The following is a 972-nucleotide window of genomic DNA, read 5'->3' as shown; positions in this document are numbered from 1 at the left end:
GAACCGACAACTTTGAATTTAGGAATTGGAATAATTATATAAAAACGTATGCTAACACCGTGTATAATTAATTGCTTTGGTCGTTGCTTATTTGGAAAATTCCTTCGGAATTTTCTCGCGTTCGTTTTTGTTTACTAAATTAGTTGCTTAAACACGCAACTAACCATACACAAAACCGTTACCTACAATTATGAAAAAACCGAGAATACTAATCATAACATTTCTGATTTTTGCTTCTTTTCAATGTTTTGGACAAGAATATTCTTCACGTGCAATTGATGGAAACGGATTTGATTCTGTTTTTCAGAATATGGAATCAGGAAATTTTAGCGGAACTATAAACGGAGTTTTAATTGTGAGAGATTCTGAAAACAAGGAATCTTTATTAGATTTTCAAGGCAGTTACGCAAAATTGGAAATAGAAAAAGATGAAGACGAAGTTTATGATGTGAGTTATAAAAAATATACTGGAAAAACAACGAGCGGAAAAACGGAAATTAAATACGAAACTTACGCTTACGCAAACTCAATCGGAATTGAATTCAAAGGAGAATATTATGATTTATCGTTAATCGATGGAGCGTGTGATTTAGTTATTAATGGACTTAAATACTCTTATGAATCTGAAAATAGTGCTGAATATCTAATTATAAGAATTACTAAAGAAATAGAATTAATGAATCGTTATGATAGCAAAATTAGAAAAGCAATAAAACTTTTACCGAATTCGACTTTGGTTATAGCAATTAATCGGAATAAAAAACTGTAGGTAACACCGTGTATAATTAATTGCTTGGTTCTTCACTACTTGCGAATATTCCTGCGGAATATTCACGGGTTCGTAAAAGTTTACTAACTTAGTTGCTTAACCACGCAACTAATCATACACAAACACGTTGCCATTAATTTGAATGAACTACACGAACGAGAAAATAATTGAACGATTTGAATCAGGCGAAAACCTGAAATTCC

At 31.5% G+C, this 972-nt stretch carries 1 protein-coding gene; it reads left to right on the top strand.

All coding sequences use genetic code 11. The features are described from left to right. The first annotated feature begins 190 nt into the window (after positions 1–190). The gene (locus HM986_RS17590) at positions 191–769 is read left to right on the top strand and encodes a hypothetical protein (protein ID WP_179336350.1); all 579 of its coding nucleotides are present in this window, start codon (positions 191–193) and stop codon (positions 767–769) included. Positions 770–972 lie beyond the last annotated feature (203 nt).

It is taken from the genome of Winogradskyella costae (genome assembly GCF_013403865.1).
GTDB classification, from domain to species: Bacteria; Bacteroidota; Bacteroidia; order Flavobacteriales; family Flavobacteriaceae; genus Winogradskyella; species Winogradskyella costae.
The sequence above is the reverse complement of the archived record's forward strand: the minus strand, read 5'-3'. Positions and strand labels throughout refer to the sequence as shown.

Excerpts from the sequence above, each read along its gene's own strand:
- HM986_RS17590 (WP_179336350.1), top strand. The coding sequence starts at position 191 with ATGAAAAAACCGAGAATACTAATCATAACATTTCTGATTTTTGCTTCT.